At 45.4% G+C, this 13,902-nt stretch carries 11 protein-coding genes; 5 read left to right on the top strand and 6 right to left on the bottom strand.

Annotated elements, in window-relative coordinates; translation table 11 throughout:
• Nucleotides 1-71 precede the first annotated feature (71 nt).
• The gene (gene dacB, locus VRK_RS02530; protein WP_059119952.1) at nt 72-1,505 is read left to right on the top strand and encodes a serine-type D-Ala-D-Ala carboxypeptidase; all 1,434 of its coding nucleotides are present in this window, start codon (nt 72-74) and stop codon (nt 1,503-1,505) included.
• A 38-nt stretch (nt 1,506-1,543) separates the two neighbouring features.
• On the opposite strand, the gene tyrS is transcribed toward dacB, so the two are convergent.
• A complete protein-coding gene (gene tyrS, locus VRK_RS02525; RefSeq protein ID WP_059119951.1) occupies nt 1,544-2,731 on the bottom strand; it encodes a tyrosine--tRNA ligase in 1,188 nt (395 codons plus the stop codon).
• 129 nt (nt 2,732-2,860) lie between these two features.
• Between tyrS and VRK_RS02520 the strand changes: the two genes are divergently transcribed.
• Nucleotides 2,861-4,153: a peptidoglycan DD-metalloendopeptidase family protein gene (locus VRK_RS02520; RefSeq protein ID WP_059119950.1), complete on the top strand. Its 1,293-nt coding sequence runs from the start codon at nt 2,861-2,863 to the stop codon at nt 4,151-4,153.
• A 148-nt stretch (nt 4,154-4,301) separates the two neighbouring features.
• Here the strand turns inward: VRK_RS02520 and erpA are convergent, their stop codons facing one another.
• Nucleotides 4,302-4,643 carry an iron-sulfur cluster insertion protein ErpA gene (gene erpA, locus VRK_RS02515; protein WP_038178274.1) on the bottom strand — a complete coding sequence of 114 codons (342 nt, stop codon included), beginning with the start codon at nt 4,641-4,643 and terminating at the stop codon, nt 4,302-4,304.
• 398 nt (nt 4,644-5,041) lie between these two features.
• Here erpA and hemL point away from each other — a divergent pair, with 398 nt between their 5' ends.
• The 3 genes from hemL to rsmC all read left to right on the top strand — a co-directional run bounded on the left by hemL (nt 5,042) and on the right by rsmC (nt 8,716).
• The gene (hemL, locus tag VRK_RS02510; RefSeq protein WP_059119949.1) at nt 5,042-6,331 is read left to right on the top strand and encodes a glutamate-1-semialdehyde 2,1-aminomutase; all 1,290 of its coding nucleotides are present in this window, start codon (nt 5,042-5,044) and stop codon (nt 6,329-6,331) included.
• A gap of 198 nt (nt 6,332-6,529) precedes the next feature.
• On the top strand, nt 6,530-7,603 hold the full coding sequence (locus tag VRK_RS02505) for an AI-2E family transporter (RefSeq protein ID WP_059119948.1): 1,074 nt from the start codon (nt 6,530-6,532) through the stop codon (nt 7,601-7,603).
• Nucleotides 7,604-7,675: 72 nt separating this feature from the next.
• Entirely contained in the window at nt 7,676-8,716 is a 1,041-nt protein-coding gene (rsmC, locus tag VRK_RS02500) for a 16S rRNA (guanine(1207)-N(2))-methyltransferase RsmC (RefSeq protein WP_059119947.1), read from the top strand.
• 111 nt (nt 8,717-8,827) lie between these two features.
• Here the strand turns inward: rsmC and VRK_RS02495 are convergent, their stop codons facing one another.
• The 4 genes from VRK_RS02495 to acnB form a co-directional block, all read right to left on the bottom strand.
• Nucleotides 8,828-10,057 carry an ammonium transporter gene (locus VRK_RS02495; RefSeq protein ID WP_059119946.1) on the bottom strand — a complete coding sequence of 410 codons (1,230 nt, stop codon included), beginning with the start codon at nt 10,055-10,057 and terminating at the stop codon, nt 8,828-8,830.
• 27 nt (nt 10,058-10,084) lie between these two features.
• Nucleotides 10,085-10,423, bottom strand: a complete 339-nt coding sequence (gene glnK / locus VRK_RS02490; protein ID WP_038178152.1) for a P-II family nitrogen regulator — start codon at nt 10,421-10,423, stop codon at nt 10,085-10,087.
• Nucleotides 10,424-10,665: 242 nt separating this feature from the next.
• A complete protein-coding gene (locus VRK_RS02485) occupies nt 10,666-11,112 on the bottom strand; it encodes a YacL family protein (RefSeq protein ID WP_231735723.1) in 447 nt (148 codons plus the stop codon).
• Between the two features lie 133 nt (nt 11,113-11,245).
• The gene (gene acnB, locus VRK_RS02480; RefSeq protein ID WP_059119945.1) at nt 11,246-13,843 is read right to left on the bottom strand and encodes a bifunctional aconitate hydratase 2/2-methylisocitrate dehydratase; all 2,598 of its coding nucleotides are present in this window, start codon (nt 13,841-13,843) and stop codon (nt 11,246-11,248) included.
• Between the last annotated feature and the right edge of the window lie 59 nt (nt 13,844-13,902).

Here is a 13,902-nt window from a genome sequence, read left to right as displayed (position 1 = left end):
AGCGGGCGTTTTTTTATCTGGTTATACTAGTCACATGACATGATTATATATTGGATTGCTTTGTGCTTCGGATGCTTCTGTTTACTATCGCCTGTTTTATTCTGACTGCTGAGTTATGTGCAGCTCAGGTGACGCCTTATGACCATCTGCTACCATCAACCAGCCGGACTGCACTGATCGTTGAGCAACTGGATACGCACCTACGAGAAATTGATACCGGCAGTCAGTCATTCTATCCTCCCGCCAGCACCATGAAACTGATTACCGCGCTGGCCGCTAAATTAGAGTTGGGGGATCAATTCCGCTTCAAGACTTCTTTAGGTCGTGCAGATCATGATTTGATTCTCCAATTTAGTGGCGATCCACAGCTCACGACTGATGATTTGAAACAGATGTTCGTGACGCTGAAACAACGGGGTATTAAAAAAATTGAAGGTAACTTGTGGCTCGATAATACGTTGTTTAGTGGCTACGAAAGAGCCGTCGGCTGGCCGTGGGATATTCTGGGGGTATGCTACAGCGCCCCGTCGAGTGTTATTGTGTTAGATGAAAACTGTGTGCCTGGCTCGATTTATACGCAAACAGATGGTAACACCCGCGTTTATATTCCGGAGCAATATCCTGTTCACGTATCGACTCAGGCAAAAACCGTTTCATTACAAGAGCAAAAGCAGCAGCTTTGCGATCTTGAGCTACGCAGCAATCACGAAAACAACTACCGTTTGTCCGGATGTCTGGTTCAGCGCAGTTCACCGCTACCCTTAAAATTTGCGCTCCAGAATCCCAGCCTTTACGCAACACGTATCGTTTACAGAATTCTCAATCAACTGGGAATCACGCTTACGGGAGATGTGCTCGTCGGGCGACCACCGAAACCGTTGCAACAAGTCTTGGCTCACCATGAATCTAAACCGCTGGTTGAATTGCTTGATACCATGCTGAAAGAGTCTGATAACCTGATCGCCAATAATGTGACCAAAACGCTGGGTCATCAGTTTTTTGTGCAAGCAGGGAGTTTTGCCAATGGGACTGAAGCGATCAAACAGATTTTATATGCTAAAGCCGGTATTGATCTCAAAAGCGCCCAACTGGTTGATGGTTCCGGATTGTCACGTAATAACCGAATGACGGCGAATCAGATGGCTGATGTTTTGCGGTATATTTGGCAACATGACACATCCCTTCATCTGATTGGCTTACTACCGGTTGCGGGTCAAAGTGGCACACTGAAATACCGCAAAAGCATGCGCTCTTCGCTGGTTAAAGGTAATTTAAGTGCCAAAAGCGGCTCTCTATATGGCAGTTATAATATGGCGGGATACGGGCTGGATAAAAAAGGTCAGCCTCAGGTTCTGTTTGTCCAGTTTATCACGGACTACTTTCCGGATGATAAGGAAGAAACTGTTCAGGCTCCGTCACAACTTGAGCAGTTTGAAGATAAACTATATCGGGATATCATTCAGATGAGTCAACAGAAACAATCTTACTTATCCAGTATAAAATAAAGCCTGAATCACAACCTCAGGCTTTATTCACCGATATTTTACTGGATTGTCACGCGGGCAAACTTCCGCTTGCCAACCTGAAGTACATAAGTGCCATTGTCAGGAATCCATTTGGTATCCTGGATTTTCTCACCAGCCGCTTTGGCAGCGCCCTGACGAATCATCCGCATGGCATCCGATGTTGAGCCAACCAGAGCTGCATCCTTCAAAATATTGCTGATAGCGATACCGGATGAAAATGTGAATTCAGGCATTTCATCAGGGATTGCACCTTTCTGGAAGCGCGCAATGAATTCTTGTTCAGCACCATCAGCCGCTGCTTCATCGTGGAAACGTGCAATAATTTCTTTCGCCAACAAGATTTTAATATCCCGGGGATTCTTACCGGCTGCGACATCTGACTTAAACTGCTGGACTTCGGAAAGTGGGCGGAACGACAGCAAATCGTAATAACTCCACATCAGCTCATCTGAAATCGACATAATTTTGCCAAACATTTCTTCGGGAGATTCGTTAATGCCGATATAGTTATGTGCTGATTTCGACATTTTTTTCTCGCCATCCAAACCGACGAGTAGCGGCATCATCAGTACAACCTGTGGTTTTTGACCATTTGCTTTTTGCAGCTCACGACCCATCAACAGATTAAATTTCTGATCCGTACCACCGAGTTCAACATCCGTCTCCATCGCCACAGAATCGTAACCTTGCAGTAGCGGATACATAAATTCATGAATCGCAATCGGCTGACCACTGCTGTAACGCTTTTTAAAATCATCCCGTTCTAACATACGAGCAACGGTCTGATTGGCGGCTAAACGCAGCATTCCCTCAGCACCTAGCTCTGAAAGCCACTCGGAATTAAACTGAATTTTTGTTTTTGCAGGATCAAGAATTTTAAACACCTGCTCTTTATACGTTTCAGCATTGCGAATCACATCTTCCCGGGTCAATGGCGGACGTGTGGTGTTTTTACCGGTCGGGTCACCGACCATACCGGTAAAATCACCAATCAGGAAAGTTACCTCATGTCCCAACTCCTGAAAAGCACGCAACTTATTCAGGATGACAGTATGACCTAAATGAATATCCGGTGCGGTTGGATCAGCACCCAACTTAATTCTTAACGGACGGCCTTCTTTCAGTTTTGCTATCAGTTCCTCTTCAGGAATCAGCTCTTCAACACCGCGCTTTATTTCAGCTAATGCGGTTTCAATTGTTGCCATTCTCGTTCGCTCCCACAAATTTGGCAGAAATTTATTAGTTAGATATATTACTTGAATAGCGATGCATTTTGAAACCAGTTAAACTACTGTTCTAAGGATTTTATCAACCATCGGTAAAACGCTGTCTATATGTTGTCTATTTTTGCTCGTCTGCCACGTTTACATCAAACACTGATTGGGTGTTTTTCCGCTTTAATCGTGATCGCTATTTTTTTCCTGCCCAATCCCAAAGAGCTCCAAGGAAAAGAAAAACAGTTCGAAATCGGTCGTCATTATCCACTCTCTATTAATGCTGAAGCGCTTTCTCCCGGTGCAACAATTCCTCCGACGGCGACACTTCGTTGGGAACAATATCAGGTAAAGTCCGGAGAAAGTGCCGCCGTTTTATTTCAGCGTATCGGGCTTTCGTCACGTCTCTTGTATGAATTAACCGCCAGTGATCCGGAGATCAAACAACAACTCACCCGGCTCCGTCCCGGGGACGAACTCAGTTTTGGTTTTGACGAAAATAATCAACTTGTGCAATTACGACGAAGTCTCTCGACCTACGAAGCGTTTATGATTACCAAGTCAGAGCATGGCTTTACCGCGAAGTTAGATAAAAAGGAAGTGCACTATCAATATAATTACGCAGAAGCCCAAATTACATCGAACTTCTGGAATGCTGCGATCAATGCCGGTTTAACCCCGAATCAAATTATGGAACTGGCTGGTATTTTTGGTTGGGATATCGACTTTGCATTGGATATCCGTAAGGGGGATACATTCAGCCTGCTCTATTTAGAAGAAGTTGTCGAAGGTGAAATTGTCGGTAAGGGTAATATTATTGCCGCAACTTTTACCAATCAGGGCACGACATTTCAAGCTATTATCAACGATGATAATGGTGATTATTATGATGAGAATGGAGGAGCCATGAAAAAAGCATTCTTGCGTTCGCCACTCGATTTTCGTCGTGTCTCATCGAACTTCAACCCACGCAGGCTTCACCCGGTGACCGGAAGAGTCAGGCCTCATCGTGGTACGGATTATGTCGCACCGGTCGGAACACCGATTTGGGCAGCCGGAGATGGTGTCGTCGTCAAATCGAGTTATAACCGCTTCAACGGTAATTATGTGTTTATCAAACACAGTAATACCTATATGACCAAATACCTTCACCTGAATCGTCGCTATGTAAAAACCGGGCAACGGGTGAAACAAGGGCAAAAAGTCGGGGCTTTAGGTGGCACAGGTCGAGTCACGGGGCCACACCTGCACTACGAATTTTTAGTCCACGGTGTACACAAAAACCCAAGAACGGTGTCGCTCCCTCAATCGGCATCACTCAAAGGACAAGCGAAACAAACATTTATTGCCAACGCAAAAATCAGACTTCAGCAGCTAGAACGCTTCAGTCATCTGATGTATGCCAAGCGTTAAGGCACACAGGTGTTGACAACAAAAGATGTTGAACAACAATTGCTGAGGCTGTGCGATGGCACTGTAAAACTGATTATCAGGACTTGAATATATAGCAGCCATGTCGGCTCGGATACGACGATCCGACATGGTTCATCAGGATGGGATATCAGACACTAAATGAAGCACCACAACCACAAGTGGTTGTCGCATTGGGGTTATTGACGAAAAAGCGAGAACCTTCAAGTCCCTCGGTATAATCAACCTCACCACCAATCAGATATTGTAGACTCATTGGATCAACCACCAGTGTGACTCCACAATTTTCAATTGTCATATCCCCATCATTTACATTTTCATCAAACGTAAATCCATACTGAAAACCGCTACAACCACCACCGGTAATATAAACCCGTAGTTTTAATTCCTGATTTTCTTCTTCGGCAATTAACGCTTTGACTCGCTTCGCTGCCGCATCAGAAAATGTCAGCGGTATACTTAAATCACTCACAACGACCTCTCTCATGCTTCGATATCTCTTGCTAACATAGTTTCAGTCAACAGAACCTCAGTCAACATTGTTGCATGAGATATGCTTCATTATCTCTATTGATTATCTAATACCTGACTGAGTCGTTCAAGTATTCCCTCCATACATCAGACGAACTTTATTTCTCAAACGACAATGACCAATCCAACCGCTCCCATAACATGATAGTCTATGTCACTCAAAATATTGAAATCATTCAATGTAAGGGAGTCAAATCGGCTGAACAGGCATCAATCATTAACAAACCGTGTTCATCTATTGGCATTTCAGGAAAAAATCGAAAAAAATATTTCTCTTCGAATAATGAATAGTACAATGCTTGCCAAGTTGGTCCAACCACTCAAAAGAGGATAATTCCTATGACCAAATCATCTGATCTATATCAACAGGCACAGAACACCATACCCGGTGGTGTAAATTCGCCAGTACGCGCCTTTAATGGTGTCGGTGGCACGCCGATTTTTATCGACAGAGCTGACGGTCCGTTTGTTTTTGACGTTGATGGTAGAGCTTATATCGACTACGTCGGTTCATGGGGTCCAATGATTCTTGGTCATAATCATGCCGTGATTCGTGAGTCGGTGATTGGCGCGGTCCAAAAAGGGCTGAGTTTCGGAGCACCGACTGAACAAGAGATAGCCATTGCTGAACTGGTTTCACAATTAGTGCCATCGATGGAACAGTTACGCATGGTCAACTCAGGCACAGAAGCAACGATGAGTGCCATCCGTCTGGCCCGAGGATATACCGGACGCGATAAAATTATCAAATTCGAAGGGTGTTATCACGGCCATGCGGATAGCCTTCTGGTCAAAGCAGGCTCTGGGGCGCTCACGCTGGGTCAACCCAGCTCTCCCGGAGTACCGGCCGACTTTGCCAAATATACATTGACGGCCCGTTTTAATGATCTCGATTCAGTTAAAGCCTTGTTCGATGCCAATCAAGACGAAATCGCCTGCATTATTGTCGAGCCGGTTGCCGGTAACATGAACTGTATTCCGCCGATTGAAGGATTCCTGGAAGGACTCAGAACCCTCTGTGATGACAATGGCGCTTTGTTGATTTTTGATGAAGTGATGACCGGTTTCCGAGTTGCTTTAGGCGGTGCTCAGGCACACTATAACATTAAACCTGACTTAACGACGTTGGGTAAGGTCATTGGGGGGGGAATGCCAGTCGGTGCTTTTGGTGGCCGGAAAGAAATTATGCAACATATCGCCCCAATCGGCCCCGTTTATCAGGCTGGAACACTCTCAGGAAATCCAGTCGCGATGGCTGCCGGTTATGCCTGTCTCAGCTTGTTAAAAGAAGAAGGTAACGAAAAACGTCTCGCATCAAAAACCAAACAGCTTGCGGATGGTTTTAAGTATTTCGCTGACAAACATGGTATTCCACTGCTGGTTCATCAGGTCGGTGGGATGTTCGGCTTTTTCTTTACCGATCAACAGCACGTCACCTGCTATGAAGATGTCGCCCGCTGTGACGTTGAGAAATTTAAACGTTTCTTCCATTTGATGCTTGATCACGGTGTTTATATGGCCCCATCAGCTTATGAAGCCGGGTTTACTTCGCTGGCACACTCCTCTCAGGAAATTGAAGCTACATTAGAAGCTGCGGATCGCTGTTTCGCTATGATGGCAAGCGACTAAGCTATTTCACTATTGCGAGATTCCGGGCGCTCCTACCAGAGCGCCTTTTCTTTATCAGACACCTAGCTGATCACCCGAATAGACACAATTTATGGCAGATGCTTACCATTTCTAACATGACGATGATTGCTAACAACCCGAATTATCGTCATGATACAAACCTATATCTGAATATGAGTCATCAAAGGTAGAAACAACGTGAATACCATCTCCAGTCATCGAGTGATTATCGCGGCATTACTTGTTGCAGCCATTGCATGTTATCTGCTCATTGAGCCCTATATCAATTCGATTGTGCTGGCTTTTATCATTACCTTACTGATCTATCCGCTCCACCAATTTCTGGAACATAAGCTGAGTCCCTATAAGAATTTTGCTTCATTTTTATCCTGTATCATTCTGACTTTTATTATTGTGCTACCGCTATTATTGGTGTTTGGCGCGATCGCTCAACAAGGTGCTCGTTTCTCGCAAACACTTTATCAATGGGTGACTCACGGCGGTGTTCAGGAAATTTTTAATCATCCTTGGATTGTCAAAGCAATGGACTTTGCGAATACCTACCTGCCATTTGATACTATCGAACCGTCTGCAATTGCTGAAAGAGTTGCAAAAATGTCTAGCCAAGCCGGTACACAACTTGTCGGTGTCAGCGCCAAACTCGTTGGTGATGCCACAGCTTTCATCATGGACTTTTTCCTAATGCTGTTTGTGTTGTTTTTCCTGCTACGCGATTATGAAAAAATTATCGGAACATTGCGCCATGTGATTCCCCTGTCACGCAGCCAAGAAGATCGCTTACTGGAAGAGATAGAGAAAGTATCTAAATCAGCGGTGATGGGATCCTTTCTAACTGCGCTGGCGCAAGGTGCTGCCGGTGGTATCGGGATGTGGCTTGCGGGTTTCCCCGGTCTGTTCTGGGGTACCATGATTGGCTTTGCTTCCTTTATTCCGATTGTCGGTACAGCATTGATATGGATACCAGCCAGTACTTATCTATTGCTTACCAACGATATTTCTTGGGGGATTTTCCTCGCAGTCTGGAGTGTTGTAGTTGTCGGCTCAATTGATAACTTACTGCGCCCTTTCCTGATGCAGGGCAGTTCAGGCATGAATACACTGATGATCTTTTTCTCATTATTGGGCGGTATTCATCTGTTCGGTCTGATGGGATTAATATACGGCCCCCTGATCTTTGCGATCACCATTGTGCTGTTCAATATCTATGAAGAAGAGTTTCAGTCATTTCTCAACCGACAGGATAAAAGTTAAATGACTTCAAGCCAGCTACAGATTATGAGAAAATCGCGCCTCTTTTTGTGATACCAAATATTGAGCATTATTATGTCGAGCGAATATTTTTCAGCCCAGAATTCAGCACCCAGCCAAATCGCTGAACGTCAAATTGCCCATTTTCAGGGAAAACATCTGCTGGTTGCCGGTGAGATCGAAGACCAGTTTCCCCTGCAACTGCAACAGGTGTGTCAATCTGTCTCTATCTTTACTACACACTACGGCTACTATCGGCAGATCACAAATAACTCAAGTGTGACGGCTTATTTTGGCGCAACGTTAAGTGACGACTGCCATGCAAATATGGTTTTACTCTACTGGCCAAAAGCAAAACAGGAAGCTGAATACCTACTTGCTATGCTCATGACCCAACTCGGTCCGGGAACTGAAATTGTTGTGGTCGGTGAAAATCGCTCCGGCATCAAGAGTATCGAAAAGTTATTCAAACCCTACGGCATTATCCGCAAATATGATGCTGCACGCCGCTGTTCTTTCTACTGGGGAGAATGCAGCCAGACACCAGAACAGTTCAATATGCAGGACTGGTTTAAAACTTACACCGTCAATTATCAGCAAAAAGACATCATCGTGAAAAGCCTGCCCGGCGTGTTCAGCCATGGCGAATTAGATCTCGGCAGTCAGTTATTGCTAGATAACCTCTCCGAGATGCGGGGAAACGTTTTGGACTTCGGATGTGGTGCAGGTGTCATTGGTTCAGTCATTGCTGCACAATATCCGTCAGTCACCATATCGATGTGTGATGTCAGTGCATTAGCGATTGAATCCAGTAAAGCAACGCTGGCTGCAAACGAACTGAGTGGTCATGTTTTCCCGTCAGATATCTATTCAGATGTGACCGAACGTTACGATCATCTCATCAGCAACCCACCGTTTCATTCCGGACTGGGGACAAGTTATCATGCCAGTGAGACATTTCTGGCTCAGTCTCCTCACTATTTAAAACCGCGAGGACGGCTCACCATTGTCGCCAACAGTTTCCTCAAATATCCCCCACTGATTGAACAAGCATTGGGGTGCTGTAATACGCTAGCCAAAACCAATAAGTTTGCCGTTTATCAAGCAACACATTGATTTGATAAATGCTTGACTCAAAATCGTCACATGCAGATCTGCGACATAAAAAAACCTGCCCGAATCAGGGCAGGTTTTGATCGTATTGATACGATAACTTAATTGGATGGCTTATTTCGCAGTCACAAATTCAGGATAGGCACCGACACCACAATCGTGCATGTCCATTCCTTCCATCTCTTCTTCTTCCGTGACACGAATTCCCATTGTCGCTTTGAGGATACCCCAAACAATCAGGCTGGCACCAAATACCCAACCAAAGATAACAACCGCCCCCAGTAATTGAGAGCCAAATGATGCATCCGCATTGCTGATTGGCACAGCCATCAAGCCAAACAAACCGCAAACACCATGAACAGAGATCGCACCCACTGGATCATCGATTTTCACTTTATCCAACGCAACAATCGCGAACACAACAATCACTCCGGCAACCGCACCAATCGCAACCGAATACATTGGTGACGGAGAAAGCGGATCAGCCGTAATCGCAACTAAACCAGCCAGCGCACCGTTCAGTACCATGGTTAAGTCCGCTTTACCCCAAGTAGTTTTACAGACTAATAACGCTGCTAATGCACCCGCTGACGCTGCAGCATTCGTGTTCAAGAAGATCTTACCGACCGCTGACGCATTGGCAGCATCGGAAATCATCAACTGTGAACCACCGTTGAAACCAAACCAACCGAACCACAAAATGAAGGTTCCCAGTGTTGCCAACGGCATATTTGAACCAGGAATCGGATGAACTTCACCATTTTTGCCATATTTGCCTTTGCGGGCACCCAGCAACAAAACACCCGCTAAAGCAGCCGCTGCGCCAGCCATATGAACAATACCCGAACCGGCAAAATCACTGAAACCAGCAGCAGAAAGGAAACCACCACCCCATGTCCAGTAACCTTCAACAGGATAGATAAAGCCAGTCAGTACCACAGAGAAAATCAAAAATGCCCACAGTTTCATTCGCTCAGCGACAGCGCCAGAAACAACTGACATCGCTGTTGCAACAAATACAACCTGGAAGAAGAAATCTGATTCTAAAGAGTGGTCGGCATCTGCAGCTTGAGAACCGATCAATCCACCAACTGAAGGCAACCAACCCCCTTCTGTGTTATCAACATACATGATGTGATAGCCAACGATGAGATATAACGTACAAGCAATCGCGTATAATACAAAGTTTTTCGTCAGAATCTCAGTGGTATTCTTTGAACGAACCAGGCCAGATTCCAGCATTGCAAATCCAGCGGCCATCCACATAACCAATGCGCCCGAAATGAGGAAGTAAAAGGTATCCAGCGCGTAACGTAACTCCGTTACAGTTACTGATAATTCCATAATAGTCTCTCCAATCCTTAGAATCTTTTAAAGTGCTTCTGAATCTGTTTCACCGGTACGAATTCGCACCGCTTGGCTCAGATCATAGACAAAAATCTTACCATCACCGATTTTTCCTGTGTGTGCTGCTTTAATGATGGCTTCAACAACACGGTCTACATTGTCTCCCTGTGTTGCGATTTCAAGTTTAACTTTCGGTAGAAAATCAACCTGATACTCGGCGCCACGATAAAGCTCGGTATGGCCTTTCTGACGACCAAATCCCTTCACTTCTGAGACGGTCATTCCTTCGATCCCCACATCAGATAAGGCCTCACGGACATCGTCTAATTTAAAAGGTTTTATAATTGCATTAATTAATTTCATGGCGTCCTCTCTCGAGCTGTACTCCGGTTACCCATTCTTAAATCCAAGGTACGTGCCAACTTTTTAACTAATTGATTATAATCAACAAAATTAACATTAGGGGAAAAAGCGAACCACAAACGCACCAACAAAGTGCAACCGTTTCACAAAAATAAGGCGCATTTGAAAAACCTCACCACGGTTGTGCAAGGCAAAATCATTTGTTTTGAGAGAAGAAAACCATTGGGTTTGGCTGAAGAAGATTAATTTTGCGTGAATTGCTGCCACTGTATGAGCATCGATTCAAAATCATCGAGACCGCAAGTCGCAATACTTTCACTCTCATATAACTCAAATTCGTCTTCAAAATCATGATGATTCGAGTGGGTCAGGGTATTTTCAAAAATCGTCACTTCGCCTTCCAGAATCTTCAGTGATATTTCTCTGCCAAACCAAGCTTGCTCAGTGAAATCATCTTGATATGAGGATTGCAGCAATTGTAAAACCTGCTCAATCATTGTGCGATCTGAGCCTATTTCATCTTCAAGAAAACGGGAAATAACTGCATGCTCCATATTAAATGCAGCGTAATACTCACCTGATAAAAGATTTTTTCTAAATTCAAATTCCATAATACCGGGATTCATCGAGACACATTCAAACCGATGCTTAGTATATACGGAAGTCACATCAGATACAGGCATCTGCATCGCTTCATCCGTATGATTCTTTAAAAAAACGACTTGTTCAGGCTGGCAACGGAATGCGACACAAAGGGACACATTTCTGATAAAAAAATCCCTCCGAGCGGAGGGATTTATCTCAATTCAACAGAACCAGAACCTATGCAGGCTCTTGGAAAATCACGGTGTCTGCTTTTTCGGTATACTGATTCATCTTATGGAAGTTCAGATAACGATACGTATCCGCGGCAGTCGCATCAATTTTCGCTGCATACTCAAGGTACTCTTGCGTGGTCGGAATGCGTCCCAAAATTGCACCAACGGCTGACAGCTCCGCAGAAGCAAGGAACACATTCGCACCGGCACCCAAACGGTTCGGGAAGTTACGGGTTGAAGTAGACATCACCGTTGATTTATCTGCGACACGGGCTTGGTTACCCATACACAGAGAACATCCCGGTGTTTCAATCCGAACCCCGGCACGACCAAAGATACCGTAGTAGCCTTCTTCAACCAATTGGTCTTTGTCCATCTTGGTTGGCGGTGCCACCCATAAACGAGTTTCTAACTGACCGGTGTAATTATCCAGCAGTTTACCGGCAGCACGGAAGTGACCGATATTGGTCATACAAGAACCGATAAAGACTTCATCAATCGGTGTACCTTGTACTTCTGACAGCAAACGAGCGTCATCCGGATCGTTTGGCGCACACAAGATCGGCTCATTGATATCATCTAAATCAATTTCCAGTACATGCGCATAATCGGCATTGTCATCAGCACGCATCAGCTCCGGCTTATCCAGCCATTCTTGCATAGCACGCACACGACGCTCGATTGTCCGGACATCACCATAGCCTTCGGAGACCATCCATTTGAGCATCACAATATTCGATTGCAAATATTCTTCAATCGACGCTTGAGACAATTTGACCGTACAACCCGCCGCACTCCGTTCAGCCGAAGCATCAGACAACTCAAACGCTTGCTCAACGGTTAAATGCTCTAATCCTTCAATTTCGAGGATCCGGCCTGAGAATTCATTGATCTTGCCTGATTTCTCAACCGTGAGCAGACCATCTTGAATCGCAAAGTAAGGAATCGCATGCACCAAATCACGCAGGGTAATTCCCGGTTTCATCTTACCTTTAAAACGGACCAAGACCGATTCAGGCATATCCAATGGCATCACACCGGTTGCAGCAGCAAATGCCACCAAACCAGACCCCGCAGGGAAAGAGATACCCAGAGGGAAACGAGTATGTGAATCGCCACCGGTTCCGACTGCATCCGGCAACAACATGCGGTTAATCCATGAGTGGATGATCCCATCGCCCGGACGGAGAGAGACACCGCCGCGATTCATAATAAAATCAGGGAGTGTGTGGTGTGTACTCACATCAACTGGTTTAGGATAAGCGGAAGTATGACAGAATGACTGCATCACCAAGTCAGCTGAGAAACCGAGACACGCCAAATCTTTGAGTTCATCACGCGTCATCGGACCGGTCGTATCTTGCGATCCCACGGTCGTCATTTTTGGCTCACAGTAAGTGCCTGGACGGACGCCCTCAACACCGCAGGCTTTACCAACCATCTTCTGCGCCAGAGTAAAGCCTTTGCCGCTGTCTTTCACCGGCGCCGGGCGACGGAAAACATCGGATGATTCAAGGCCAAGGGATTCACGCGCTTTATCGGTTAAACCACGACCGATAATCAGTGGAATCCGCCCACCGGCACGCACTTCATCGATCAGCACGCCAGTTTTCAGTTTGAACTCAGCCAATACTTTATCGGAATCATGTTCACAAACTTTGCCTTCATAAGGGTAGATATCAATCACATCCCCCATATTGAGTTTGGAGACATCCACCTCGATCGGTAATGCGCCCGCATCTTCCATGGTATTAAAGAAAATCGGTGCAATTTTACCACCGAGGACATAACCACCGGCACGCTTGTTCGGCACATAAGGAATATCTTCGCCCATGAACCATAGCACTGAGTTCGTCGCTGATTTACGTGAAGAACCAGTCCCGACGACATCACCGACATAAGCCAGTGGGTAACCTTTTTCTTTCAATGCTTCAATTTGTTTGACGGGGCCGACTTTACCGACCTCGTCAGGTTCAATCCCTTCACGCTCATTTTTGAGCATTGCTAAAGCATGAACAGGAATATCAGGGCGAGACCAAGCATCCGGTGCCGGAGACAAATCATCGGTATTGGTTTCTCCGCTCACTTTAAATACAGTCAGGGTTACCTTGTCAGGCATACTTGGTTTAGACAAGAACCAATCAGCATCAGCCCAAGATTGAAGTACCTGTTGAGCATAGACATTTCCTGCTTTGGCTTTTTCTTCGACATCGTAGAAAGCATCGAACATCAACAGCGTATGAGATAAAGCTTTCGCTGCTGTAGGAGCCAGCGTTTCATCATCAAGAAAAGAGACCAGGGGTTCAATGTTGTATCCGCCTTGCATCGTTCCTAGCAGTTCAGCCGCTTTGACTCGATCAACCAGCGGAGAGGTCACTTCTCCTTTTGCAACAGCGGCAAGAAAACCAGCTTTGACATAAGCAGCTTCATCAACACCAGGGGGAATACGATTTTCAAGCAGATCAAGAATGAATGCTTCTTCTCCTTGCGGAGGAGACTTTAATAACTCAACCAGACCAGAAACTTGTTCAGCATCCAGAGGTTTAGGGACAACTCCTTCTTCGGCACGCTCTTCGACGTGTTTACGATAGGCTTCAAGCACGATTTTTTCCTCTCATTGCGGTTCATTCACTTTATTATAGCTATAGGAACGAACGTCCT

Origin of the sequence: Vibrio sp. MEBiC08052, assembly GCF_001506075.1 — a bacterium.
Taxonomy (GTDB): Bacteria; Pseudomonadota; Gammaproteobacteria; order Enterobacterales; family Vibrionaceae; genus Vibrio.
This window is presented reverse-complemented; position numbering and strand designations above follow the sequence as displayed.

Coding starts and splice junctions, on each gene's coding strand:
- dacB (WP_059119952.1), top strand. CDS start 72: ATGCTTCTGTTTACTATCGCCTGTTTTATTCTGACTGCTGAGTTATGT.
- tyrS (WP_059119951.1), bottom strand. CDS start 2,731: ATGGCAACAATTGAAACCGCATTAGCTGAAATAAAGCGCGGTGTTGAA.
- VRK_RS02520 (WP_059119950.1), top strand. CDS start 2,861: ATGTTGTCTATTTTTGCTCGTCTGCCACGTTTACATCAAACACTGATT.
- hemL (WP_059119949.1), top strand. CDS start 5,042: ATGACCAAATCATCTGATCTATATCAACAGGCACAGAACACCATACCC.
- rsmC (WP_059119947.1), top strand. CDS start 7,676: ATGTCGAGCGAATATTTTTCAGCCCAGAATTCAGCACCCAGCCAAATC.
- VRK_RS02495 (WP_059119946.1), bottom strand. CDS start 10,057: ATGGAATTATCAGTAACTGTAACGGAGTTACGTTACGCGCTGGATACC.
- glnK (WP_038178152.1), bottom strand. CDS start 10,423: ATGAAATTAATTAATGCAATTATAAAACCTTTTAAATTAGACGATGTC.
- VRK_RS02485 (WP_231735723.1), bottom strand. CDS start 11,112: ATGCAGATGCCTGTATCTGATGTGACTTCCGTATATACTAAGCATCGG.